The organism is Mesorhizobium sp. L2C084A000 (genome assembly GCF_000502875.1).
GTDB lineage: Bacteria > Pseudomonadota > Alphaproteobacteria > Rhizobiales > Rhizobiaceae > Mesorhizobium.
This window is the reverse complement of sequence record NZ_AYWX01000023.1, coordinates 1-25,374: the sequence shown is the minus strand read 5'-3', so window position 1 is coordinate 25,374 and position 25,374 is coordinate 1. Positions and strand designations below refer to the sequence as shown.

Annotated in this window: 21 protein-coding genes and 1 pseudogene; all 22 read left to right on the top strand. The window is 62.7% G+C overall.

The features are described from left to right. Positions 1-17 precede the first annotated feature (17 nt). The 22 genes and pseudogenes from X735_RS0135275 (at position 18) to X735_RS0135255 (ending at position 25,373) form a co-directional block, all read left to right on the top strand. Complete coding sequence (locus X735_RS0135275; protein ID WP_031213817.1) at positions 18-860, top strand: SDR family oxidoreductase; 843 nt, start codon at positions 18-20, stop codon at positions 858-860. Beyond that, complete coding sequence (locus X735_RS137850; protein ID WP_023813991.1) at positions 860-2,203, top strand: cytochrome P450; 1,344 nt, start codon at positions 860-862, stop codon at positions 2,201-2,203. The genes X735_RS0135275 and X735_RS137850 overlap by 1 nt, the downstream gene beginning before the upstream one ends. A 147-nt stretch (positions 2,204-2,350) precedes the next feature. Then, positions 2,351-3,340: a polyprenyl synthetase family protein gene (locus X735_RS137855; RefSeq protein ID WP_023813990.1), complete on the top strand. Its 990-nt coding sequence runs from the start codon at positions 2,351-2,353 to the stop codon at positions 3,338-3,340. Between the two features lie 144 nt (positions 3,341-3,484). Beyond that, on the top strand, positions 3,485-5,035 hold the full coding sequence (locus tag X735_RS137860) for a hypothetical protein (RefSeq protein ID WP_023813989.1): 1,551 nt from the start codon (positions 3,485-3,487) through the stop codon (positions 5,033-5,035). Continuing rightward, positions 5,032-5,934: a hypothetical protein gene (locus X735_RS137865; protein WP_023813988.1), complete on the top strand. Its 903-nt coding sequence runs from the start codon at positions 5,032-5,034 to the stop codon at positions 5,932-5,934. Before X735_RS137860 ends, X735_RS137865 begins: the two co-directional genes overlap by 4 nt. An 85-nt stretch (positions 5,935-6,019) precedes the next feature. Continuing rightward, positions 6,020-7,066, top strand: coding sequence for a type 2 isopentenyl-diphosphate Delta-isomerase (fni, locus tag X735_RS137870; RefSeq protein WP_031213816.1), 1,047 nt, complete (start codon positions 6,020-6,022; stop codon positions 7,064-7,066). A gap of 588 nt (positions 7,067-7,654) precedes the next feature. Then, positions 7,655-7,981: a helix-turn-helix transcriptional regulator gene (locus X735_RS137875; protein ID WP_023813986.1), complete on the top strand. Its 327-nt coding sequence runs from the start codon at positions 7,655-7,657 to the stop codon at positions 7,979-7,981. After that, entirely contained in the window at positions 7,956-9,212 is a 1,257-nt protein-coding gene (locus X735_RS137880) for a HipA domain-containing protein (RefSeq protein WP_031213815.1), read from the top strand. Before X735_RS137875 ends, X735_RS137880 begins: the two co-directional genes overlap by 26 nt. A 475-nt stretch (positions 9,213-9,687) precedes the next feature. Next, the gene (gene nifH, locus X735_RS137885) at positions 9,688-10,581 is read left to right on the top strand and encodes a nitrogenase iron protein (RefSeq protein WP_023706403.1); all 894 of its coding nucleotides are present in this window, start codon (positions 9,688-9,690) and stop codon (positions 10,579-10,581) included. A 98-nt stretch (positions 10,582-10,679) separates the two neighbouring features. Further along, positions 10,680-12,182, top strand: a complete 1,503-nt coding sequence (nifD, locus tag X735_RS137890; protein ID WP_023813984.1) for a nitrogenase molybdenum-iron protein alpha chain — start codon at positions 10,680-10,682, stop codon at positions 12,180-12,182. A 125-nt stretch (positions 12,183-12,307) separates the two neighbouring features. After that, complete coding sequence (gene nifK / locus X735_RS137895; RefSeq protein ID WP_023813983.1) at positions 12,308-13,849, top strand: nitrogenase molybdenum-iron protein subunit beta; 1,542 nt, start codon at positions 12,308-12,310, stop codon at positions 13,847-13,849. Between the two features lie 56 nt (positions 13,850-13,905). Beyond that, positions 13,906-15,396, top strand: coding sequence for a nitrogenase iron-molybdenum cofactor biosynthesis protein NifE (gene nifE / locus X735_RS137900; RefSeq protein WP_023813982.1), 1,491 nt, complete (start codon positions 13,906-13,908; stop codon positions 15,394-15,396). 9 nt (positions 15,397-15,405) lie between these two features. After that, positions 15,406-16,788, top strand: coding sequence for a nitrogenase iron-molybdenum cofactor biosynthesis protein NifN (gene nifN / locus X735_RS137905; protein WP_023813981.1), 1,383 nt, complete (start codon positions 15,406-15,408; stop codon positions 16,786-16,788). Then, positions 16,754-17,251, top strand: coding sequence for a nitrogen fixation protein NifX (gene nifX, locus X735_RS137910; RefSeq protein WP_023813980.1), 498 nt, complete (start codon positions 16,754-16,756; stop codon positions 17,249-17,251). Before nifN ends, nifX begins: the two co-directional genes overlap by 35 nt. A 17-nt stretch (positions 17,252-17,268) precedes the next feature. Next, positions 17,269-17,748 carry a NifX-associated nitrogen fixation protein gene (locus tag X735_RS137915; protein ID WP_023813979.1) on the top strand — a complete coding sequence of 160 codons (480 nt, stop codon included), beginning with the start codon at positions 17,269-17,271 and terminating at the stop codon, positions 17,746-17,748. A gap of 27 nt (positions 17,749-17,775) precedes the next feature. Then, positions 17,776-18,582, top strand: a complete 807-nt coding sequence (locus X735_RS137920; protein WP_023813978.1) for a response regulator transcription factor — start codon at positions 17,776-17,778, stop codon at positions 18,580-18,582. A gap of 197 nt (positions 18,583-18,779) precedes the next feature. Continuing rightward, positions 18,780-19,598 (top strand): universal stress protein, encoded by an 819-nt coding sequence (locus X735_RS137925; protein WP_245273309.1) that lies wholly within the window; start codon positions 18,780-18,782, stop codon positions 19,596-19,598. Positions 19,599-20,029: 431 nt separating this feature from the next. Then, positions 20,030-21,577: pseudogene (locus X735_RS01000000166450) on the top strand (IS66 family transposase). A gap of 896 nt (positions 21,578-22,473) precedes the next feature. Next, on the top strand, positions 22,474-23,637 hold the full coding sequence (locus X735_RS137930; protein WP_031213812.1) for a TlpA disulfide reductase family protein: 1,164 nt from the start codon (positions 22,474-22,476) through the stop codon (positions 23,635-23,637). Positions 23,638-24,052: 415 nt separating this feature from the next. Beyond that, positions 24,053-24,661: a CCE_0567 family metalloprotein gene (locus X735_RS1000000170060; RefSeq protein ID WP_245273308.1), complete on the top strand. Its 609-nt coding sequence runs from the start codon at positions 24,053-24,055 to the stop codon at positions 24,659-24,661. Then, positions 24,658-24,975 (top strand): ferredoxin III, nif-specific, encoded by a 318-nt coding sequence (gene fdxB / locus X735_RS137935; RefSeq protein WP_023813972.1) that lies wholly within the window; start codon positions 24,658-24,660, stop codon positions 24,973-24,975. The genes X735_RS1000000170060 and fdxB overlap by 4 nt, the downstream gene beginning before the upstream one ends. 29 nt (positions 24,976-25,004) lie before the next feature. Beyond that, positions 25,005-25,373, top strand: coding sequence for an exopolysaccharide production repressor protein (locus X735_RS0135255; RefSeq protein ID WP_050592761.1), 369 nt, complete (start codon positions 25,005-25,007; stop codon positions 25,371-25,373). Position 25,374: the final 1 nt, after the last annotated feature.

The following is a 25,374-nucleotide window of genomic DNA, read 5'->3' as shown; positions in this document are numbered from 1 at the left end:
GCAATTCAGGAGACACGATGGGAAGGTTTGAAGGCAAGGTGGCCGTGGTGACCGGCGCTGGCGCCGGCATCGGCAAGGCATGCGCTCTCGCCATCGCGCGCGGGGGCGGCAGAGTGGTGGTGGCCGACATTGATGGCTCGGCGGCCATCGCCTGCACCGCGCAGATCGCGGCCGAAGCAGGCCACGCGCTGCCCATAGCCATGGATATCGCTGATGAGCAGGCGGTGGCAGCGCTGTTCGAGACGGCGGAGCGGCACTTCGGGGGGGTCGACCTGCTGGTGAACAATGCGAGCGCCATGCATCTGACCCCGCGCGACCGCGCCATCCTCGACCTGGACCTGGCAGTCTGGGACCAGACAATGGCGACCAATCTGCGCGGCACGCTGCTCTGCTGCCGGCAGGCCATCCCACGGATGATCGCCCGCGGCGGTGGCGCGATCGTCAACATGTCGTCGTGCCAAGGGCTCAGCGGTGACACGGCGCAGACGTCCTACGCCGCGTCGAAGGCGGCGATGAACATGCTCTCGGCTTCGCTCGCCACCCAGTACGGTCACTCTCAGATACGCTGCAACGCGGTTGCGCCGGGTCTTATCATGACCGAGCGTCTCCTCGCCAAGCTGGACGAGTGCATGCAACGGCATCTGCGCCGGCACCAGCTCCTGCAGCGCGTCGGCCGCCCCGAGGATGTGGCCGCGCTGGTGGCGTTCCTGCTCTCCGACGATGCTGCGTTCATCACCGGCCAGCTCGTGTGCATCGACGGCGGCATGCTGGCGCATGTGCCGACATATGCCGACGGTGGCAACAGCTGCGCCGCGCACCCTGCAGGCGACACCGAATCGGCGGCGGCGGCGCGCTGCTGATGGACATGCTGCTCAATCCACTCAACCGTCGGCACCGGCTGCGATGCGACATCCCGGTCATGCCTGGCGCTTTCCCCCTGGTCGGGCATCTTCCCGCCATTGTCTGCGACCTGCCGCGCCTGCTGCGGCGCGCGCAACGCACGCTGGGCAGCCACTTCTGGCTGGATTTCGGCCCTGCCGGACATCTCATGACCTGTGTGGATCCGGACGCATTCTCACTGCTCAGGCACAACGACGTGTCCTCGGCGCTGATCGAAGAGATCGCGCCCGAATTGCTTGGCGGAACGTTGGTTGCGCTGGACGGCGGCGCGCACCGGCAGGCGCGCGATGCCATCAAGGCAGCGTTCTCGCCCAGGGGGCTGACCCAGGCCGGGATCGGCGACCTGTTCGCGCCCGTCATCCAGGCGCGGGTGCAGGCATGGCGCGCCCGCGCCGAGGTACTCATCCTGCGCGAAACCGGCGACCTGATGCTGAAGCTTATCTTCAGCCTCATGGGAATCCCCGCGCAGGACCTGCCGGGATGGCATCGCAAGTACCGGCAATTGCTGCAGTTGATCGTCGCGCCACCGGTCGACCTGCCCGGACTGCCTTTGCGGCGCGGCCGTGCCGCCCGCGACTGGATCGACGCGCAGTTGCGCCGGTTCGTCCGCGACGCACGCGCGCATGCCGCGCGCACCGGGTTGATCAACGACATGGTGAGCGCCTTCGACCGCAGCGACGGTCCGCTCTCCGATGACGTCCTGGTCGCGAATATTCGCTTGCTGCTGCTTGCCGGTCACGACACCACTGCCTCGACGATGGCCTGGATTGTAATCGAGCTGGCGCGGCAGCCTGTGCTGTGGGACGCCCTGGTTGAGGAGGCGCAACGCGTGGGCGCGGTGCCGACCCGGCACGCGGACCTGGCGCAGTGTCCGGTCGCCGAGGCGCTGTTCCGCGAGACACTGCGCCTGCATCCGGCGACCACGCTCCTGCCGCGTCGCGCGCTGCAGGAATTGCAACTCGGCCAACGGCGCATTCCCGCAGGCACCCATCTATGCATCCCGCTGCTGCATTTCTCGACCTCGGCGCTGCTGCACGAGGCGCCTGATCAGTTCCGCCTGGCGCGGTGGCTGCAACGCACGGAGCCGATCCGGCCCGTGGACATGCTGCAGTTCGGTACTGGCCCACACGTCTGCATCGGCTACCACCTGGTATGGCTGGAAATGGTGCAGTTCTGCATCGCCTTGGCGCTGACCATGCACAAGGCCGGGGTGCGGCCGCAGTTGCTGAGCGACGTCGAAAAAGGCCGGCGCTATTACCCTACCGCACATCCGTCAATGAAAATTCGAATAGGCTTTTCATGAGCTGGCACGGCATGCCCTGTGTGGCAAGGCAGCGGCGCCGGCGGGGCGCGGCATTGCTGCACTCAGCGCACGCACTCGTGTGACGCCGGCAACACCGTGACGACTTGCGCTCGCCGTGGCCGTCTCAGCTACAAGGACATCAACAACATGCAGACCGGTTCCACCCCACGCGACCGAATTGGCGTTTCCGCATTCGGCGGATTGGGCGCGCAGGCGCGCGGCGCATATGGCGGGCTGCTCCCGGAGATCTGGATGCAGGACGGCGCAAAGCGGGTCGAACAGGCTCTGGGGCGTCTGCTCTGCGCCGAAGACGACGACAAGACAGAGCTGATGGCGGCCATGCGCTACGCCACCTTGCATGGCGGGAAGCGCACCCGCGCCTTGCTCTGTCTAGCTGCCGGCGCACTGGCGGGCACGCCGGCGCACATGCTCGACGACGTCGGCGCCGCCATCGAGATGATGCACGCCTGTACCCTGGTCCACGACGACCTGCCCGCGATGGACGACGACGTGCTTCGCCGCGGCCTTCCGACCGTGCACGTAAAGTTCGGCGAAGCCACTGCGATCCTGGTCGGCGATGCGCTGCAGGCCCACGCCTTCCTCACCCTGGCGAGCCTGGATGCGCCGGGCGACAACCGTATCGCGCTCGTGCGCGAACTGGCGCAGGCGGTGTCCGCCGAGGGTGCCGCAGGCGGGCAGGCCATCGATCTGTCGTTGGTCGGAAAGCACGCCGGGCTGGACAGGATCCTGGCGATGCATGGGATGAAAACCGGAGCGCTAGTGCGCGCGTCGGTTCGCATGGGCGCGCTATACTCCATCGCGGAGGATGCCGCGCACGCTGCGCTGTATGCTGCGCTCGATCGCTACACCGCCTGTTTCGGCCTGGCGTTGCAGGTGGCCGACGACATTCTCGACGCGACGGCGGATACCGCGACTCTTGGCAAGACCCCCGGCAAGGACGCGGCGGCGCAGAAGCCGACCTGCGCGTCGATCATGGGGCTGCAGGCTGCGCGCCAGTTCGCCCTGTACTTGTTGCACGACGCCGGGGAGGCCATCGCCCCTCTGGGGCCGCGTGCGGAAGGGTTGGCGCAGATGCTGCAGCGGGCCAACCTCTATCTGTCCGCGCCATACGCATGAGCGTGCGCATCCGTAAGGACTCGCCCCTGTGCTGCTGCGATCGGCCGGCGGGCGCTGCATGCTGCACTGTGTCCGTGTCGGCGGCGACGTGCGCGGCGTCCCCGTTTCTGTTCTCGTTAGCCCTCTGCAGAAGGAACATCCCGCGTGAACGCGCTGTCCGAACAGATCCTTTCCGAATTGCGCCACCTGCTGAGCGAGATGAGCGACGGCGGCAGCATCGGTCCGTCCGTCTACGACACGGCGCGAGCTCTGCAGTTCCACGGCAACGTCACCGGTCGGCAGGACGCATACGCGTGGCTCATCGCGCAGCAACAGGCCGATGGCGGATGGGGAAGTGCGGACTTCCCGCTGTTTCGCCATGCGCCCACGTGGGCGGCGTTGCTGGCCTTGCAGCGTGCCGATCCTCTTCCCGGCGCCGCCGACGCAGTCCAGGCTGCAATCCGGTTCCTCGAGCGCCAGCCCGATGCCTACGCGCATGCGGTGCCGGAAGACGCGCCCATCGGCGCGGAGCTGATCCTGCCGCAGTTGTGCGACGAGGCCGCATCCTTGCTGGGCGGCGTGGCGTTTGCGCGCCACCCGGCGCTGTTGCCGTTGCGGCAAGCACGCCTGGCCAAGCTGGGGGCTGTGGCGACGTTGCCGAGCGGCCATCCGTTGCTGCACTCCTGGGAAGCCTGGGGGACGTCGCCGGCCACCGCATGCCCGGACGACGACGGCAGCATCGGCATCAGTCCGGCGGCCACCGCCGCGTGGCGTGCGCACGCCGTGACACAGGGAAGAACGCCGCAGGTCGGGCGCACCGACGGGTATCTGCAGGCGGCATCGCGGGCAACGCGCACCGGCATTGAAGGTGTCGTTCCCAATGTCTGGCCGATCAATGTGTTCGAGCCATGCTGGTCGCTGTACACCCTGCATCTGGCCGGTCTGTTCGCGCATCCCGCGCTCGCCGAGGCGGTGCAAGTGATCATCGCGCAACTCGACGCCCGCCTCGGAGTCCGCGGTCTGGGCCCTGCCTTGCACTTCGCGGCCGATGCGGACGACACCGCCGTTGCGTTGTGCGTCCTTCGCCTTGCAGGCCGCGACCCGGCGGCCGACGCGTTGCGCCAGTTCGAAACCGGCGAGCTGTTCGTCACCTTCCCGGGCGAGCGCAATGCCTCGGTGTCGACCAACATCCATGCCCTGCATGCGTTGCGAATCTTGGGAAAACCCGCGGCCGGCACCAGCGCCTACGTCCAGGCCAATCGCAACGCCCACGGTGTATGGGACAACGAAAAATGGCACGTTTCGTGGCTGTATCCAACCGCGCATGCGGTCGCTGCGCTCGCGCAAGGCAACCCCCACTGGCGCGACGAGCGCGCGCTGGCCGGGCTGCTGCGGACGCAGCGCGACGACGGCGGCTGGGGCGCCGGTCGCGCGTCCACATTCGAGGAAACCGCCTATGCGCTGTTCGCGTTGCACGTGATGGACGGGAGCGAAGCGCCGGCAGGGCGCCGGCGCATCGCGCAGGCGGTGGCGCGTGCGCTGAAGTGGATGCTCGCCCGCCACGCGGCGCATGAATTGCCCCAGACGCCGCTGTGGATCGGCAAGGAACTGTATTGCCCCACTCGGGTGGTGCGCGTGGCCGAACTCGCCGGGTTGTGGCTGGCGCTTCGTTGGGGGCGGCGCGTCTCGGCCGAGGGAGCAGGAGCGGGGCCATGATCCCGACAGATCGCGCCCTGCAGCAGGTGCTGGAGTGGGGGCGTTCCCTGACTGGGTTCGCCGACGAGCATGCTGTGGAAGCTGTCCGGGGCGGCCAGTACATCCTGCAGCGCATCCATCCGAGCCTGCGCGACGCCAGCGCCCGCACGGGCCGCGATCCGCTGGACGAGACGCTGATCGTGGCGTTCTATCGAGAACTGGCGCTGCTGTTCTGGCTCGACGATTGCAACGACCTTGACCTGATCGCGCCGGAGCAGCTCGCCGCGGTGGAGCAGGCGCTCGGGCAAGGCGTGCCGTGCGCGCTCCCCGGATTCGAGGGCTGTGCTGTGCTGCGCGCTTCGCTCGCCGCGCTCGCCTACGATCGTCGCGACTATGCTCAGCTTCTCTACCATACCCGGTGCTACTGCGCGGCGCTGCGCGCCGGACACGCGCAGGCGGCAGGGGAGGAGCGCTGGTCCTACGCCGAGTACTTGCAGAACGGCGTGGATTCGATCGCCTACACGAACGTGTTCTGTTGCCTGTCCTTGCTGTGGGGGCTGGACATGGCGACCTTGCGCGCGCATCCGGCGTTTCGCCAGGTCCTGCGGCTCATCTCCGCGATAGGGCGCTTGCAGAACGATCTGCATGGACGCGAAAAGGATAGGTCGGCCGGCGAAGCCGATAACGCGGCGATCCTGCTGCTGCAGCGCTATCCGGCCATGCCTGTGGTGGAATTCCTCACGGACGAGTTGGCCGGCCACACACGCATGCTGCACCGGGTGATGGCGCAAGAACCCTTTCCACCGCCGTGGGGACCGTTGATCGAAGCCATGGCGGCCATCCGCGCGCAGTACTACCAGACCTCAACCAGCCGCTACCGCAGCGACGCTGCGGGGGGAGGCGAGCGTGCGCCGGCCTGAACGCGCGGGAAACGGCGGCGTGCGCGCGCTGCCGTCGGTCCGATCCGACGCAACGCCGTCGCCCGATGCGGCGGATGGGGCGAGCATCAGCGACACCAAGCTGAGCCGGCGCAAGGACGACCACCTGGACATCGTGCTGGATCGGCGAACGGCGTGGGCCAAGGCCGCCGGCTGGGAGTGCATTCGTTTCGAACACTGCGCATTGCCCGAGTTGGACCTGACGCAGATCGACCTCAGCGCCTCGCTGCTTGGCAAGACCATGCGCGCGCCGCTGCTGATCAGCTCCATGACCGGCGGCATGCCACGCGCGGAGTCCATCAACCGGCATCTGAGCGAGGCAGCGCAAGCCTTGGGGATCGCCATGTGCGTCGGTTCGCAGCGCGTGAGCCTGCAATCCCGCAACTCCCATGGGCTGACGCGCGCGCTGCGCCGCCTGGCCCCAGACGTTCCATTGCTTGCCAATATCGGCGCCGCGCAACTGCGCGACGCCGACGGTCTGGACCTCGCGCGCCGGGCGGTGGATGCACTGGAGGCCGATGGACTCATCGTCCATCTCAATCCGCTGCAGGAAGCGGTACAGCCGGAAGGCGACCGCGACTGGCGCGGCGTCCTGGCGCAGATCGCTCGCGCCGCACGCAGCGTGGGCGTGCCGATCGTGGCCAAGGAAGTCGGGTCGGGCCTGTCCGCCTCGGTGGCCTGTGCGCTCGTCGAGGCGGGCGTGGCGGTGATCGATGTCGCCGGCGCCGGCGGCACCAGTTGGGCCGCGGTGGAGGGCGAGCGGGCCCCCGATGCCGCCGACCGTACAGTTGCGATGGCGTTCGCCGATTGGGGGATCCCGACCCCGGCCAGTGTGCAGGCGGTACGTCAGGCGCTGCCAGCGGTGAAGCTGATCGCGTCGGGCGGGATCCGCGACGGCGTCGACGTGGCCAAGGCCATCCGCCTGGGCGCGGACATCGCCGGGCAGGCGGCCGGCGTGCTGCGCGCGGCTACGGTATCCACCGAGGCGGTTGTCGCGCATTTCGAGATCCTCATTCGCCAGTTGGCCGTCGCCTGCTTCTGCACCGGCTCGGCTGATCTGGCGGCGTTGCGTCAGGCGCGCTTGTTGCCCTTGGCGCATCTGCCCGCCGGTTGATGCCGGCGTCGCCCGTGCGTAGCGGCGGGCGCCTAGTCTTACTCAGCCAGATGCGGATGTGGGGGGATTTGCGCTGGTCGCGGATTGTTCGGGTGCTGCTTCGTGATCAGGGAGGCGCCCCGCCATGCTCGAACGGACAGCCGAGAGCAAAGGGTATTCGACGGCTATGTCGATGCTTGATCCAGTATGATCGGTCATGCGAACCGCGCTGAGCCCCTGAAAGGGTCGGAACACCAGGTGCGGCGGGAGACCGGCAGGGAGTACATGGTACAAAGCCATTGCAATGAACGAGTACCGATCCACATTGATCCCGAGTCATGCGCCGGTCGGTCGTATGGACGCGAAGAGACGAGCGCCTTCATCTGCCGGACTGCCTTGATTTAACATGCCGATGGGTTCGGAGCGCTGATCGGGGGTTAGTTTCGGACCGCGTTCACCGTCGGGGACGCCAAGGCAGGAAGATTGATCTCTTTGCGTATCACTCTACCTATGGAAGATACGCTAACAGATCATAGGTCGTTGACTCGATCGCTGGATAAGATACCCTCCCATATCATCTAGCATTGAAATGGATCGTTGACGTATCATATGGACTCTCAATCGGAAATTCTGCGCGAAATCGGTGGGCTGTTCAGGCAGGCGAGGCTGGCCGCTGCGATGACGCAGGAGCAGGTCGCTGATTTGTCGGGTATATCCCGTCCCCGATATCGCGACATCGAAAAGGGAGCCGCAGCCGCGCGTGCAACGACGCTCATGAATATCGCTCGCGCGCTCGGCCTGGAAATGATGCTGGTTCCGCAAGTCATGGTGCCGGCTGTCCAGGCTCTATTGCGTCCGCATGATGATGACGATCGACCCGCCTTTGTTACTCAACCTGACGATGACGATCATGGCTCCAGTCTTTCGCGCACCTAAGGCGATCCCGTCGCTGGACGTGCTCTTGAATGCAGTGAAGATCGGCACGATCGTCAGGACGCCAGGCGATTTCAATGCATTCAACTTCGATGAGGCCTACCGCGCGACGGGCGGCTTTCCGGTTCTCAGCCTGTCGTTCCGGGCAGCGACGGGAGGATTGCGGAAAGATCCGAAGCCTCTGGCAAGCGCCTTGCCCGCTTTCTTCGCGAACCTCCTGCCGGAGGAGAATTTGCGCGAGGCGATGGAAAGGCACCACGAAGGCAATGTGCGGCCAGGCAATGACTTCGATCTTTTAGCGGCACTAGGCGCCGATCTGCCGGGAGCCGTACGGGCGTTGCCCAGTGACGGCGCGATAGCGGTTTCGCAGGATGCTTCAAAGGATCAGCCCAAGGCACGGTTCTCGCTTGCCGGCGTGCAGATGAAGCTGTCGGTCATGAAGAACATTGGAAAAGGCGGCGGCCTTACCTTGCCGATGGACGACGAGCAGGGCCGGTACATTGCCAAGTTCCCTCCGACGGCCTTTCCGGGCGTTTCCGAGAACGAATTCGCCAACCTGGCGCTGGCAGCAGCAATCGGCATGGACGTTCCTGAATGCGAACTGGTCGAGAAGTCCGATTTTGAGGGCGTTCCCGAAGAATTCAACACGCTGTCTGACGGCAAGGTCCTTCTCGTCAAACGCTTCGATCGCGGCGCCGGTGGCGAGAGGATACACATCGAGGATTTCGCTCAGGTCTTCGGTGTCTATCCCTCGCGCAAATATGAGGGGGCTGCTTATCACGACATAGCCTTGGCTCTTGGCGTGGCCGTCTCGCCTACGGCGGCTCTCGAGTTCGTCCGCCGCCTGGCACTGACCGTCATCACCGGCAATGGCGACATGCACCTGAAGAACTGGTCTTTGATCTATCCCGGTAACGGCGACAAGCCGGCGCTTGCACCGATCTACGACCTCCTGTCCACCGTGCCATATATTCCCGCCGACGCCATGGCGCTGTCGCTTGGAGGAGAGCGCTCGTTTAAGGCGCTAGCAGCACCGCGATGGAAAGCATTTGCGAACCGCGCAAGGCTTCCGGAGCCGGCAGTCCTGAAGGCAGTGGTCGAGACGGTCAAACTCGTCAACGAGTACTGGTGGCATCTGCCTGAGCGCGACGTTGTCGCAGCGAAAGTGCTCGAGCGGATCGACGGACATGTGAAGGCGATGACGCCGATACTGAACTCCTGCGCCGAGAAGTAAAACGAGTCCCTCGGGTCTGATATAGCGGAACTATTCGCCCGTGCCCCGGATTAGTGGCCGTTGGATCGGTGGTATGCTAGGATCGCGCGCAAAGTCGGCGGAGTGTCCACTTGGACACGCGTTGAGCAAGCACGTCAGCTCGCGGGCACAGAAGAGTTCGCAGCATCCCGCAGAGGGTCGAGATGCTGTTCGTCCACCTCAATACAACGATGCTGTTCAACCGAATGCGGTGACTGAGGATCGCGATCCGACGCTTTGTGTCGCCAATGTCGCGTCCGCTACACGGGCTGTTCCGACGATCCTTTCTTGGAACTCAAGCTAAACCCCTGAAAAGTAACCGTGAAATTATTCTTCGGTTCGATCAGCCAAATTGGCACGAGTCTTGAGAACCTTAGGTGCGAGGCGGCTACAGCTGCCCGACCGGCATTCATGTCGCGGCAGCCGCGATGAATGGGAACGAAGGAAGGAAAGCTACATGTCAGGTTTGCGTCAGATCGCCTTTTACGGCAAGGGCGGCATCGGCAAGTCCACCACCTCCCAAAATACGCTCGCCGCCCTGGTCGACCTCGGGCAGAGAATCCTCATCGTCGGCTGCGACCCCAAAGCCGACTCCACCCGCCTGATCCTGAACGCGAAGGCGCAGGATACCGTCCTGCATCTCGCGGCAGAGGAAGGTTCGGTGGAAGACCTGGAACTCGCGGACGTACTCAAGGTCGGCTACAAAGGCATCAAATGCGTGGAGTCGGGCGGACCCGAGCCGGGTGTCGGCTGCGCCGGCCGCGGCGTGATCACCTCGATCAACTTCCTCGAGGAGAACGGCGCCTACGACGACGTCGACTATGTCTCCTACGACGTGCTCGGGGATGTGGTGTGTGGCGGTTTCGCGATGCCGATCCGCGAGAACAAGGCCCAGGAAATCTATATCGTCATGTCCGGCGAGATGATGGCGCTCTATGCCGCCAATAACATCGCCAAGGGCATCCTGAAATACGCCCATTCGGGCGGCGTGCGGCTCGGTGGCCTGATCTGCAACGAGCGCCAAACCGACCGCGAGCTCGACCTCGCCGAAGCGCTGGCTTCCAGGCTCAATTCCAAGCTTATCCACTTCGTGCCGCGCGACAACATCGTCCAGCACGCCGAGCTCAGGAAGATGTCTGTGATCCAGTATGCGCCGGACTCGAAGCAGGCCGGGGAATACAGGGCGCTGGCCGAGAAGATCCATGGGAATTCGGGCCAGGGCACCATCCCGACCCCGATCACCATGGAGGAGCTCGAGGACATGCTGCTCGACTTCGGCATCATGAAGACGGACGAGCAGATGCTTGCCGAGCTTCAGGTCAAGGAAGCGGCTAAGGCGGCCGCACAGTAGCGACCGCTGCCGACATGAGGCGCCGCCTGACCTGCTGCGTCTTTCAAAGAACGGCGCCTCGTCGGTGAGGCGTCACCCTGAACCTTGAAAGGGGTCCCATGAGCCTGGAATACGAGAATGACGGTGGCCTCCATGCGAGGCTTATCGAGGAAGTGCTGTCGCAATATCCTGACAAGTCGGCGAAGCGCCGCAAAAAGCACCTCAGCGTCGCAAAGAGCGGCGACGAGGCTGGCGAGGAAAGCGAGGTCCTTTCCGAATGCGAGGTCAAATCGAACATCAAGTCCATCCCCGGCGTGATGACGATTCGCGGCTGCGCCTATGCCGGCTCGAAAGGCGTGGTGTGGGGTCCAGTCAAGGATATGGTCCATATCTCGCACGGGCCGGTCGGCTGCGGGCAATATTCCTGGTCTCAACGCCGCAACTACTACGTCGGCACGACCGGCATCGACACGTTCGTCACCATGCAGTTCACCTCCGATTTCCAGGAGAAGGACATTGTTTTCGGCGGCGACAAGAAGCTCGAACGGATCATCGACGAGATCGAGGAACTGTTTCCGCTGAACAAGGGCATGACTGTGCAATCCGAATGCCCGATCGGCCTGATTGGCGACGACACCGAAGCTGTGTCCCGCAACAAGGCCAAGGAGCACGAAAAGACAATCGTGCCGGTGCGCTGCGAGGGCTTCCGCGGCGTCTCGCAATCCCTCGGTCACCACATCGCCAATGACGCGATCCGCGACTGGGTGTTCGAGAAGAAGGAAGTGGAGTTCGAGGCCAGCCCGTACGATGTCAATGTGGTCGGCGACTACAATATCGGCGGCGACGCCTGGGCTTCGCGCATCCTGCTTGAGGAGATGGGCCTGCGCGTGGTCGGCAACTGGTCGGGCGACGCTACGCTGGCCGAAATAGAGCGGGCGCCAAAGGCGAAGCTAAATCTCATCCATTGCTACAGGTCGATGAACTACATCTGCCGGCACATGGAGGAAAAGTATGGCATCGCCTGGATGGAGTACAATTTCTTCGGCCCCTCCCAGACTGAAGCCTCTCTGCGCAAGATAGCCAAGCACTTCGGGCCGGAAATCGAGGCCAAGGCCGAGGTGGTCATCGCCAAATACCGGCCGTTGGTCGATGCCGTAATCGCCAAGTACCGGCCGCGCCTCGAAGGCAGGACGGTGATGCTCTATGTCGGCGGGCTGCGCCCCCGTCACGTCGTCACCGCATATGAGGACCTGGGCATGGTGATCGTCGGCACTGGCTACGAATTTGGCCATAACGACGACTATCAGCGCACCGGCCACTACGTGAAGAAGGGCACCCTGATCTATGACGACGTGACTGGTTACGAGCTGGAGAAGTTCATCGAAGGGATCCGTCCTGATCTCGTGGGCTCCGGCATCAAAGAAAAGTACCCGGTCCAGAAGATGGGCATACCGTTCCGTCAAATGCATTCCTGGGATTATTCCGGCCCGTATCACGGCTACGACGGCTTCGCCATCTTCGCCCGAGACATGGACCTGGCCATCAACAACCCGGTCTGGAACCTCTACGACGCTCCCTGGAAGAAAAAAGCCGAGCCGTCGGCGGCGATCGCAGCCGAATGAAACCCTGGCCTCCCGGAAGCCGGGAGGCAGTGAACGCCTGTGGCCGCTTGTCCGCGGGAGACCTGAAACGTTTCGACGTCCCTGTGCTGCCCTATGGCGGGCCAGATGGAAAGAGGTAACCACCCATGCCGCAGTCGGCTGAAAAAGTTCTCGACCACGCGCCCCTGTTCCGCGAGCCGGAATACAGGCAGATGCTCGCCGAGAAGAGGCTGAATTTCGAATGTCCTCACCCGGACCAGATCGTTACCGACCAAGGCGAATTCACCAAGACGTGGGAATACCGCGAAAAGAACCTTGCTCGCGAAGCGCTTGTCGTGAACCCCGCCAAGGCCTGCCAGCCGCTCGGCGCGGTGTTCGCGGCCGCAGGCTTCGAGCGAACCATGTCCTTCGTCCACGGCAGCCAGGGCTGCGTCGCCTATTACCGCTCGCACCTGTCGCGCCATTTCAAGGAGCCTGCTTCGGCAGTTTCCTCCTCGATGACCGAGGACGCGGCAGTGTTCGGCGGCCTGAAGAACATGGTCGACGGGCTCGCCAACACGTACCAACTTTACGACCCGAAGATGATCGCCGTCTCGACCACTTGTATGGCGGAGGTCATTGGCGACGACCTGCACAGCTTCATCGAGAACGCCAAGGACGAAGGCTCGGTCCCGCGCGACTTCGACGTCCCATTCGCCCATACGCCGGCCTTTGTCGGCAGCCATGTCGACGGCTATGACGTTGCGGTCAAGGGCATTTTGGAGCATTTCTGGAAGGGCGAGGAGCGAACGGAAGCCGAGGGAACCATCAACATCATTCCGGGCTTCGACGGCTTCTGTGTTGGCAACAATCGGGAACTCAAGCGCCTGCTCGATCTGATAGGCGTGTCCTATACCTTCATCCAAGACGCCTCTGACCAGTTCGACACGCCGTCGGACGGCGAATACCGCATGTATGACGGCGGCACGAAGATCGAAGAGGTGAGGAAGGCACTCAACGCCGAGGCGACGCTGTCGCTGCAGCGTTACAACACCCGAAAAACACTGGAGTATTGCGAGGGGGTAGGGCAGGCGACTGCCTCGTTCCATTACCCTCTCGGTGTCCAGGCAACCGACGACTTCCTGATGGAGGTCTCCGCGATTTCCGGCAAGCAAATCCCCGAAGCACTTCGCCTGGAGCGCGGTCGACTTGTTGACGCCATGGCGGACAGCCAATCCTGGCTGCACGGTAAGAAATACGCCATCTACGGCGATCCAGACTTTGTCTACGGCATGGCCCGCTTCATCATGGAGACGGGCGGCGAGCCGACCCATTGCCTCGCCACCAACGGCACCTCGGCGTGGGAAGCGGAGTTGAAGGAGCTGCTTGCATCATCGCCCTTCGGCAAGGGTGCTCAAGTCTGGGCGGGCAAGGACCTCTGGGCGTTGCGCTCGCTGCTCTTCACCGAGCCGGTGGACCTGCTGATCGGCAACTCCTATGGCAAGTATCTGGAGCGCGACACGGGCACGCCGCTGATCCGGCTGACGTTTCCGATCTTCGATCGCCACCATCACCATCGGTTTGCGCTGATGGGCTACCAAGGCGGGCTGCGCGTACTGACGACGATCCTGGACAAGATCTTCGACAAGCTCGATCGCGAGACAAGCGAGACGGGCGTGACGGACTATTCGTATGACCTCACCCGCTAAGCTTGACGGTCGGCTTTGGCCGATCGTCTTCCCGAGGGACTTTGGAGACCGACGCAATGTCCTTGCTCAGAGCCAAAATCCAGGATGCCTTCAACGAGCCTGGCTGCGAAAAGAACCGCGGCAAAGATGCCAAGGCGCGCAAGGAGGGCTGTTCGAAGCCACTGACCCCCGGGGCGGCGGCCGGCGGCTGTGCCTTCGATGGCGCCAAGATCGTGCTGCAGCCGATCACCGACGTTGCGCATTTGATCCATGCGCCGCTCGCCTGCGAGGGCAATTCCTGGGACAACCGCGGTGCGGCTTCGTCCGGGCCAACCCTGTGGCGCACAAGCTTCACGACCGACCTCACCGAACTCGACGTGGTGATGGGGCAGGGCGAGCGCAAGCTTTTCAAAGCGATCCGCGAAATCAAGGAAGCGTATGGGCCGCCGGCGATCTTCGTCTATCCGACCTGCGTGACGGCGCTGATCGGCGACGACATCGAGGCCGTCTGCAAGCGCGCGGCGGAAAAGTTCGGCTTGGCCGTTGTACCGGTCAATGCGCCGGGCTTCGTCGGCTCCAAAAATCTCGGCAATAAGCTTGCCGGCGAGGCGTTGCTCGAGCATGTCATCGGCACGGTCGAGCCCGACGATGCCGGCCCTTACGACATCAACATTCTTGGCGAATTCAACCTCTCGGGCGAATTCTGGCTGGTGAAGCCGCTGCTGGATCGGCTCGGCATCCGGGTGCGCGCCTGCATTCCGGGTGACGCGCGTTACTTCGACATTGCCTGCGCCCACCGCGCCCGGGCGGCTATGATCGTGTGCTCGACCGCGCTCATCAATCTCGCCCGCAAGATGGAGCAGCGCTGGGGGATCCCGTTTTTCGAGGGCTCCTTCTACGGCATCACCGACACCTCGGAAGCGCTCCGACAGATCTCTCAGCTGCTCGTGAAGAAGGGTGCCGATCCGGAGATCCTCGGCCGCACCGAGGCATTGATTGCAGAGGAGGAGGCGATCGCTTGGAAGAAGCTCGCGGCCTACCGGCCGAGGCTCGAAGGCAAGCGCGTGCTGCTCAACACCGGCGGCGTGAAGTCCTGGTCGGTCGTCCATGCGCTGATGGAGATCGGGATCGAGATCGTCGGCACCTCTATCAAGAAGTCGACCGTCGAAGACAAGGAGCGCATCAAGCAGATCCTCAAGGACGACAACTACATGTTCGAGCAGATGGCAGCGCGCGAGCTTTACGCCATGCTCTCCGAACACAAGGCCGATATTCTGCTCTCAGGCGGACGCACGCAATTCGTCGCGCTGAAGGCCAAGACACCTTGGCTCGATATCAACCAGGAGCGCCAACACCCTTACGCCGGTTATGACGGCATGGTGGAACTCGTACGCCAGATCGACCTGGCCATTCATAACCCCATCTGGTGCCAGGTGCGGGAGCCGGCACCATGGGATTGCCAGCCTGCGGTGAGGGAGGAACTGCCGCGCGTGAAAAACGAGACCGCGACCTTGCATGTTGTCCAGGAATTCGCCGGCACGACGGCCGGTGATTTCGGCGAGTGTTGAGGAGAGCCGATGGTCCGCATCCTTCCCCAGACCAAAGCGGCGGCGGTCAATCCGCTGAAGTCATCGCAGCCCTTGGGTGCCGCCTTGGCCTTTCTTGGCGTCGACGGCGCGATGCCGTTGTTCCACGGCAGCCAGGGCTGCACCAGTTTCGCGCTCGTGCTCTTCGTGCGGCATTTCAAGGAAGCCATCCCCCTGCAGACAACGGCGATGGACGAGGTGGCGACGATCCTGGGCGGGGCAGACCATCTGGAAGAGGCGATCCTCAACCTGAAGGCCCGCACAAAGCCAACACTGATCGGGGTCTGCACGACGGCGCTGGTGGAAACCCGGGGCGAAGACTGCGCAGGCGATATCGCCAATATCAGGCTGAAGCGCAGGGAGGAACTCGCGGGTACGGAGGTGGTGCTAGCCAACACACCGGATTTCGATGGCGCGATCGAAGAGGGCTGGGCCAAGGCTGTCACCGCGATGATCGAAAGGATTACGCGGCCCGGCGAGCAGGCGCGGCAGTCGAAGAAGATCGTGATCCTGCCTGGCTGGAACCTCACTGTGGCTGATATCGAGCATTTGCGTGAGATGGTTGAAAGCTTTGGACTGAAGCCGGTGATTCTGCCGGACGTCTCCGGCTCGCTCGACGGTACGGTGCCCGACCGGTGGGTCACGACCACCTATGGCGGCACCAGCGTCGAGGATATCCGCGAGCTTGGCATGGCTGTGCAATGCGTCGCGATCGGGGAGCATATGCGCCGCCCGGCCGAGCTGCTGCAGAGGTTGACCGGCGTGCCTTACGTGCTGTTCCGGTCGCTGACTGGATTGAAGGACGCCGACCGGTTCGTCTCGCTGCTGTCCGCGGTTTCGGGCGCGGCGGCGCCGGCTGGCGTGCGCCGTCGCCGGGCGCAGTTGCAGGACGCGTTGCTCGACGCACATTTCCACTTTGGAGGCAAGAAAATTGCGATCGCTGCTGAACCAGACCAACTCTACCAACTCGCGAGCTTCTTCATCGACATGGGCTCCGAAATCGCGGCGGCGGTCACAACGGCCGCTATGTCGAAAATTCTGGAGGAAGTACCGGCGCAGTCGGTTCAGATCGGGGATCTCGGCGATTTGGAAGCTCTTGGCGCCGGCGCTGATCTTTTCGTTACTCATTCCCACGGCCGCCAGGCGACGCAGCGCCTCGGCATTCCGCTCATGCGGGTCGGCTTCCCGATCTTCGACCGGCTCGGCAGCCAGCACAAGCTCACAATCCTCTACCAGGGGACCCGCGACCTGATCTTCGAGGTTGCCAACATTTTTGAAGCCAACCGGCACGCGTCGACGCCTGAGGCGCTTGATCCACTCCGTAAGCGAGAAATGCCAGATGAGCTCCGTCCGTCGCCTCTCGCTCGTCACTGACGAGGTTCACGCACCGACGCCGGAACGCCAAGCCGGCGCATTGCGCGTGGCAATCGCCACGCAGGACATGAAGAACATCAACGCCCATTTCGGCTCGGCCAGGCGCTTTGCTGTCTACGACGTGATGCGCGAGGAGTGGAAGCTCGTCGAAGCCGTGGCCTTTGACGACGTTTCCGACGAGAGCGGGAAGCACCGAACCGAGGGCGATGACCGCATCACCCCGAAGGTGGAGGCGCTGAAGGGCTGTCATCTCCTGTTTTGTCTGGCGATCGGCGGACCTTCGGCAGCCAAACTTGTTTCCGCAAAGATCCATCCGATCAAAGTGCCGCAGCCCCAGACCATCCAAGAGGTGCTGTTGCGCACGCAGATGATGCTCAGGACGTGTCCTCCCCCTTGGCTGCGCAAGGTGCTGGCGCAGGCAGGTGTCGCTGAACAGAAACCCTCCTTCGAGGACGAAAGCTGAAATGAGGAGTGAGCGAAATGTCTGATGCCGAGGTTAGCCCTGCCGCCACCGAGGACGAGGCGGCCCTTGCCACCCCGTTCGTCAAATGCCTCGTGCGGCTGATCCGTGCCAATGATTCCCACGGGTCATGGGAAGGCAAATCGGACGCCGAGCTGCTGGGCGACTTCATCATCACCAGGCAACAGCGCCGTGCAATTCCAATCATCGGCGATCCCGATCCGGACGTGCTGTGGAGGCTCGATAAGTTCTACACCGCCGTCGGGCTTGCGATTGAGGAGCGCACGGGCCTGATGGCATCGCCGATGATGGAGATGAGCCATGAGGGCTTCGGGCGCGTGCTCTTCACAGCCGGGCGGTTGGTCCTTCTGTCAAAGACCCTGCGCGACGTCCACCGGTTCGGTTTCGAGACGTTCTGGAAGCTCGCGGCGGCCGGTACCAAACTGGCCGGCGATGCCACCGCAGCCATTGAGGCTCATCCCGAGGTGGCGCGGGCGTGATGCAACCGACTTTCGATCGAGGGGATCATGTCAGGTCTTGAGGACATGCGATGGCCAGCCCTCTCAATCGAGGCGGTGGAGGCCGATGTGGTTCTTGGGGTAGCGCTGATGAAGCCACTGGTCCTGATCTGTTCGCAAGGTGCGGAGTTGTATCTATACTACAGCCACATTCTGGGGGCGGATGGCTTCAGGATTGAACTGGCCAGAAGCGTGGAGGAAGCGCTGGCATTAGCCAGTAAACGGGAGCCGCAGGCCGTGGTGCTGGACTGCCAGCCGGCAAGCTCGACAGGGTCCACCATCTGTGCCCAGCTCAAGGCGGAGTTCCGGAACAGAGGCCTGCTGGTTATTGCGCTGATCGCGCCCGGCGCCGAGAACCAGCACCTCGATCTCTTGAAGGCAGGAATTGACGAGAGCTTTGTGCGGCCCTTCGCGCCGGCCAAGCTGCTTGACTGTCTACGCACGAAGCTGGCGCTGCCACAGCCGGGTTCAAACGGGATAAAAAACGGCAGCTGGCTCCGCTGTGGCAGGCTAGAGATGAACGTCGATGCCCGCCGAGTCCATGGTAACGGCCACGACATCCACCTTGGACCGATCCAGTTCAAGCTGCTGCGGCATTTGCTCGAGACTCCCGGCATGGTGTTCAGCCGAGTCGAGTTAAAGAACGCAGCTTGGGGGGAAAAGATCCATGTCGGTGAACGCACCGTCGATGTCCATGTCAGCCGGATCAGAAAGGAGCTGGAGAGGACGTCGGCCGGCAGCGTCATTCGAACCATCAGGTCCGACGGCTACTCGCTGGAGGAGGCGGACGTTGAGCCTGAGGCTGACGGCGAATGAGGCAGGTGCGGTGCCACTCGCTCGAGGGGCCGGACGGCTGAACAGCGAAGATGTAGTGCCACCCCATCTCCGTCGTGCTGAGGGCAAGTCTTGCGGCTTCGAAACGCGCCTACAGATACGACATACTTAGAAAGAAGCAGAAACTCAGTGTGACGGGAGTTGACCACTCCGATCAGGATGTCAGGACAGCTGCCAGCTTGTGTGCCGAAGTCGGCGCGTATCTTTCCGTACTGGTGATGTCGCCTCCGCCGCTCGTGATGGTCGCCTCAGCCGCTAGTCTAGGCGGTGGCATCCCCGAGGTGGCCTGGACAACGCGCACACGCCATTGCCGCACTGGAACAACGGTACACGCAAAGAGATTTTCACAGGACACGGCCAGTCTGGAAAAAAGATCCAGGGAAATTCACAAACTGCTGAGAGCCACGTGGCGGTGCTATGATGTCGATATTGCCAACTGCGATCAGGCCAGCGTCGGTGACGCGGTGCGACAGCGGGCGCTCTGCAACGACCTGACAATCGTCGGGCCCGCACTTCTCAACGACATTAACCTCGGGCCCCTAGTTATCAACGGCAGCCTATTCGATACCGGAAAGCCGGTGCTTGTCGTGCCGAAGGGCGCTGAGGCGACTCTGTCTCCACGGCGCGTCCTGGTCGGCTGGGATTCGCGAGTCGAGGCGTCCCGTTCGGTTCGGGAAGCGCTGGATCTGCTATCCGGTGCTGAGGAAGTTCGTGTTGCCCTCGTCGATCCTGAGGCGACCTGGACCGGAAGCGGCGCCGAGCCGGGAGCCGACATCGCTGCCTATCTCACTCGGCACGGTGCTCGGGTGTCGGTTGACCTGCCGCCGAGCGCCGGCAAACCGGTGGCCACGATACTGGCGCAGCACGCAATCGACACGTCTGCCAACATGATTGTCATGGGTGCCTATGGCAGTCGCCGGCTGCGCGAGCGGCTCTTCGGTGGCGTGACAAGATGGATAGTTGGCAAGCCGCCATTGCCGCTGTTTTTGGCTCGCTGACGGGTTCTGAATAGCACCGATGCTGTTCCAAGCTCTACTCCCTGGTCACCTACCCTGATGCGAAGTCGGAGAAAGGTCGCCGCAAACGAGCAGGTTTCGCGAAGCTCATGAGCAACTTGCAAGCGCCGTCGCGAAGAACGCGCTCTGCTCGCCGAGACAACCCGTAACGCGCAGACAAACGGCCGGGCAGAAGCCCAGGCGTCCTCAATGCGCTCAAAACACCAATACTCGAGCAGGCGTCAGGTCGAGAAAGAGAGTCGTTTCAGCGCGGCAGGCCGGCGATGTTCGCGGCCTTGTTCGAAGGGCTGGATTGGAGACTGGTTCGCCCCGAGCGGGCACGGCGTCCGCAGCTTGCCGGATGAGTGTGGCACAGTGACTCAGGTGCCTTGTCTCCAATGGCGTTATCGGCACTCATGTGCTTGATTTGGTGCATGAATCTGACGGTTCTCCAGGAAGAGAACGAGCGTTTGAAGGCGCTCCTGGCCCAGACGCAAGCGGCCCTGGCCGAGCACCAGGCTGCCTTAGCTGCATCCGAGGAGGCGCGCCGCCGGCTGGAGAGCGTCGTCAGCCAGCTCAATCACGAGAAGTTCGGCGCCAAGTCCGAGAAGCTGCATCCCGATCAATACCACCTGCCACTCGAAGACGTGGAGATTGCGCAGGGCGTGCTCGATGCCGCGCAGGAAAAGGCGCAGCGGGTCATCCAGGGGCGTTCGCACGGCTCGTCCGGTTCGCGCCAGCGCAATCGTGGCCACTTGCCTGCCCATCTGCCGCGAGTGGAGCTGCGGCGAGATGGCCAGGATCGGCGAGGATGTCAGCGAGCGGCTCGACGCAATCCCGGCGCAACTGCGCGTGCTGGTCACGCGCCGCCCGAATACGCTTGCCGGCGCTGCTCGGGCGCCGTCGTGCAGGCGCATGCGCCCGAGCATATCGTGCCCGGCGGCCTGCCGACCGAGGCGCTGATCGCCCAGGTCATCGTCGCCAAGTTCGGTGATCATTTGCCGTTCTACCGGCAGGCCGAGATCTACGCCCGCCAAGGCATCCAGCTGGATCGGGCGACACTCGGCAACTGGGCAGGCCGGGCCTGCTTCCATCTCAAGCCCATAGCCGACCACATGCGCGGGCATCTGGCTGCGGCCGAGCGCCTGTTCATGGACGAGACAACGGCGCCGGTGCTTGATCCCGGACGCGGCAAGGTCAAGAAGGGCTTCTTCTGGGCAATCGCTTCCGATGACCGCGGGCATGGTGGCCAAGGCCCGCCCATCGTGCTGTTCCACTATGCGCCGGGACGCGGCGGCGAGCATGCCGAACGCTTCCTTCAAGGCTTCGCCGGACAGTTCCTGCAGGTTGACGCCTATTAGGGGTATGACCGGCTGACACGCTTGGAGCGGCCACAAGGACCATGGATGCTCGTCCATTGCTGGAGCCACCTGCGCCGACGTTTTGTGAAGCTGGCGCGCAACACCAAGTCCCCGATCGCCGAAGCCGCCGTGCGCCAGATCGCTACGCTCTACGCTATCGAGGCGACGGTGCGCGGCATGACGCCACAAGCTCGGCTCGCCGCGCGACAGCAGTACTCCACCCCGATCATCGCCGCCTTGAAGCCGTGGTTTGAAAAGCAATTGTCGATGATCTCCTCGGGCTCAAAGCTGGCCGAAGACATCCGCTATGGTCTTGCCCATTGGCAAGGGCTTACGCGCTTTCTCGGCGACGGCCGGCTTGAGCTCGACACCAACCCAGTCGAAAACGCCATCCGACCACTATGCTTGACCAGAAAAAATGCCCTGTTTGCTGGCCATGAGGTCGGGGCCGAAAACTGGGCGCTGCTCTCATCCGTCGTGGCCACCTGCAGGCTCAACGACGTCAATCCCGTTGCCTACCTCGCCGAAACTCTCGACGCCATCATCAACGGCCATCCGCAGAGCCAGATCGAGGAACTCATGCCCTGGCGATTCCGGAAAACGTCAAGCCCAAATCCATAGGCGGTCGGCAAGGCGCTTACCGAACGGTGGCTTCAATCACGTGTCATCGCCTGGGATGGTAGCCGAGTCAGCGGCGAGGGCGGCCGCATCTTCGGCGTTTTCAGTCTGCCCGGCCCACCGCGTGGCGACCGAGCGGCCTTGAGGGAAAGTCAATTCCGACAACGCTCACATTCGCACCAGGTGGTGCCTGTAGGGGGTGCGCACAGGGACACAGAACAACAAAAGTAGGATCCGGGAGAGTTCACCGGCCGGCACAGGCCGGCACACATCCCGGCCCTCTTCGCCACGATCATCATCATCAATCTGATGCCGGTATTCGCGACAACCCGCAGCCGGACATGACCGGTTTCGTCGTGAAACTCCGGCGTTGCGAGCCAGGAATTCAAGCGCAAAGCGGAAGAGGTAGGGCAGAGCCGATGCTCGGGTGGAGCGGCCCCTGCAATCGCAATGGCATTCCGCGACCGGGACTGCAAGAAGCTCAAGCAAGACTTGAGGCGGACGATGATGACGTGGCTGGCCGTAGCCAACGCGGTCATGATGCCCATCTGTTCGTCCCTAAATGTCGAGACGCCCGTGGCCACGCTTCTGTGCCGACGCGAAGCGGGTGATGCGTGTCCAAGACCTGACAGTGGCAGAAAACATGTCGCGTCCAATACAACCGGGTATCTTGGGCACCCCAGAAGTTTTTCCGAGAATCAAGCATTTACCGCACGCTGAACGCGTTGGCACGGCCTTTGCGAATTGAGATTCAGCAACACTGAGTGAAGGCTGACTGCACGCAGATGCGCAAGACGAGCGATGCTCTCCCTTCGTTGAACCCTCGTGCCCCGTCTGAAAGGGGGAACAAGCCTGCGCATGAGGTCGCGCAACCTTTGGCAACAGCTTTGGAGGGCAAGATGATGTTGCGGATGGGGTCACCGGCTCCTTCGATCAAAGTGGAGGACTGGTTGCGTGGCGAGCCCCTTGCGGACTTCCAGCCCGGCAAAGTCTATATCGTCGAATTTTGGGCAACTTGGTGCGAACTGTGTGCGGCGGAGATGCTCGAGTTGATGCGGCTAGAGGAGAAATACAAGGACAGCGGACTTGATGTTGTCGGGATCGCGGCTGATGAAGACGCTCCAACGGCCGTCGAGGCCCGGACCAAGTTGGACACGTGGTTGGCCGAAAAGTGCCCGGATCTGAATCATCGGATTGCGTTCGACTACACAGGCGAAATGAAGAAGCTTTGGAGGGAACCCGGCTTTTGCGTCGGGATTCCGACCTCGTTCGTAGTCGACCGAGACGGCTGCATCGCCTTTATCGGTCATCCGAGCCAACTCGGTGAGGTTTTGCCGAAAGTGTTCAACGGCAGCTGGCGTACCAGCAACAAAGCGAAAGCGGCCGATCAGGAGCGGATCGCCACAAGCGAACCCCTGGCGCTCGAACAAACGCTGAAGAAGCCGATCGATGACAGGTTCTGGGCGGCGGTGAAGCTGGAAGATTGGAAGACGGCGCTCTGGGCGATCGAAGAGGGCATTGCCTCGATGCCGGACGACCTCAATTTCCGCCTGGCCCATGCACATCTGTTGCTTCACAAAATACAAGACATGTGGACCGGCTTGCCCGTGATGCGCCAATTGGTTCGCGACGCGATCGACAAAAATGCCGAGGATTGGATGGTTTCGACGCTAGACCAACTTTTCCATCCGGCCAATGACCATTCGCGCCTTCCCCCTGCTGAGCGCTTCGCGATGGGCAAGGAGCTGTCCGAACACATCCTGGCGCTGAATCCGCCGCAAGGCGACAGTCGTAAGTTCCGGTCCTATCCCGCGGTCGCCCGATACTATCACGAGAACGGCAACAATGATCGCGCCATCGAGTTGGTCGAACTGGCGCTGACGTCGCTGGACGGTCCAGAGCCTATCCCGGCCGAATTGAAAGAGCAGCATCTGCCGGATTTGCTGCAGGCCCTCGCCAAGTACAGGGGTGCGAAGGCTTGTTGCGGCGCTCTCTTTGCGGCTCACAGTTTCCCGAAGGTGCCAAAGCGCGGTCGGCCGAGGAAGAAAGATAAAAAAGGGTAATTGGTCGAAATGGCTTACGGCCAATTCGTCCATTTCCCTGGCGTAACCGCAGCAAGGAGGTCCATGCAGCACTTGGTCGATCGGTTGCAGCAGGATCGAGGCTCGAATCTTCATCGCCTCCCGCATTGCGGCGGAAGCAATGTTCGACGCGAATTCGCGTGGAAGACTTCGCAGTCGAGGACGTGTTCAAGGCCGGCCCGAGGGACATCAATTGCGTGGAATCAGCGGCGCCGAGCCATGCGTCGGCTGCGCAAGTGTGCCCGAAGTGGGCGTCCCAGAAAACAGACATCGTGCTTCGAGGAAGAGGACTGAAATGAGGAGAAGGCGAAATGTCTGATGCTGGTCAGCCGGGCTATCAACGCGGACGAGGCGGCCCTTGCCATGCCTTTTGTCAGATGCCTCGTGCGGCTAATCCGTGCTCAAGACTCCTATGGCTCGTGGGAAAGGCAAATCGGACGCCGAACTGCTGGGCGACTTCATCATCACCAGAAACCAGCGGCGTGCGATCCCCATCATCGGCGATCCCGATCCGGACGTGCTGTGGAGGCTCGATATGTTTTACACCGCCGTCGGGCTTGCGATCGCGGAGCGTTTCCGCCCGGTGACATCGCCAATCATGGAGATGAAAACCGTAAGGACTTCGGGCCCGTGCTTTTCATGGTCGGGCAACTCGTCTTTCTGTCCAGACGTCCATGGGTTCGGCTTCGAGACGTTCAGGAAGATCGCGGAGGCCGGTACGAAACTGGTCACGATCCGACTTCAGCCATCGAAGCCTAGTTCGACGTGGCACGGGCGTGAAGAAACCGAGTTCGAGGAAGGATTTATGTCAAAGCTAGACGTGATGGGGAAGAAAGTCCGAAGGCTTCAGCTGCGCGCGGCAGTTGCCAAGATGCAATTGCGACCTTGCAGAGGATCTCCCGGGAAATGGACTGAGATAGAGGAAGTTGCTCAGGAAACGTCGGCGGTTTTTGCCGAGTTGGATGGTGCCAAGAGAGCGCTCGCTGCAATGAAGAAGTTACGATGACGAACACATTTATCACCCGCGACGGCTCCGGATGGGTGCCGGAATATCTCACCGCTATAGACGTCACGACCTGCATCGGCTGCGGCCGCTGTTTCAAAGTCTGCTCTCGCGAGGTCATGCATCTTTACGGCGTCGATGACGCGGGTGAAATCCTCGGCGCCTGCGACGGCGAAGACGACGATTTCGATGGCGAGCTCAATCGCATGATCATGGTCGTCGATCATGATGGCCGCTGCATTGGCTGCGGGGCCTGCGCCCGCGTCTGCCCGAAGAACTGCCAGACCCATGTTGCGGCCGATCAGGTCGCAGCGTGATCTGAGGAGACAAAACCAGGAGAACGGCGTTGCCCTTAAAAATCTTTTGTCGCCTCCTGGGGTTGGTCCTCTGCAGCAACGCTCTGATTGTCTACTTCGCTTCTCATTCCATCCGCACAGTAGTCGTCACGACGCTGGCTTGTTCGTTGCTCCTTCAGTTGGCCTATTTCGCAAGCGTGCTCTTTCTGATCTGGCGGTCTAGCTGCGCCAGCAGAGCTGGCCAAAGGGCTGCGCATTCCGGCCGTTGCAAGGAAGTTGGATACCAGCCGTCAGACGATGATGAGGTCAGGAACGAATCTTCAGACGTGCCTCGGCTCGTTTCGATGGGCGATCGTGTCCCAGGGAGTGGTGTAGCTGACGGCTTGGTCGCCGCGCTCTCCGGCATGGGGCCGGGCTGAT